Source organism: Actinotalea ferrariae CF5-4 (genome assembly GCF_000603945.1).
GTDB lineage: Bacteria > Actinomycetota > Actinomycetes > Actinomycetales > Cellulomonadaceae > Actinotalea > Actinotalea ferrariae.
On sequence record NZ_AXCW01000624.1, the window covers coordinates 1 to 321 of the forward strand.

At 64.8% G+C, this 321-nt stretch carries 1 protein-coding gene; it reads left to right on the forward strand.

What is annotated here, in order from left to right; translation table 11 throughout:
• Positions 1 to 52: 52 nt before the first annotated feature.
• The coding region (locus N866_RS19515) for a hypothetical protein (RefSeq protein WP_155855532.1) at positions 53 to 321 on the forward strand (269 nt) is incomplete at its 3' end.

Below are 321 nucleotides of genomic sequence, written 5' to 3' on the forward strand. Positions count from 1 at the left end.
TCCAAGATCCGGGGGTAGGCCCCAGGGGACGCCGGGCGAGTGGTGCTACTCCTTGGACTTCGACGTGGCCGGCGAGTATCCGGGGATCAACGAGATCGCGCTGGGCCGGTTGTGCGAACGTCTGGGCGTTGGATCCCCGGGCGACGTGGAGTGCGAACTGCCGTCGGCGTCGGAGCTGGTCCAGGAACTCGTTCTCCATGAGTGGTCGACCGTTGCGGACGCGTTGATCGAGGAGTTGGGCGACAACTTCGTGTTCGCGTCGTTGTGGTGGTCACGTTGGAGCGGCGTGGCTTTCCTGTCGCGCGTCAGACTTAGTGGCAG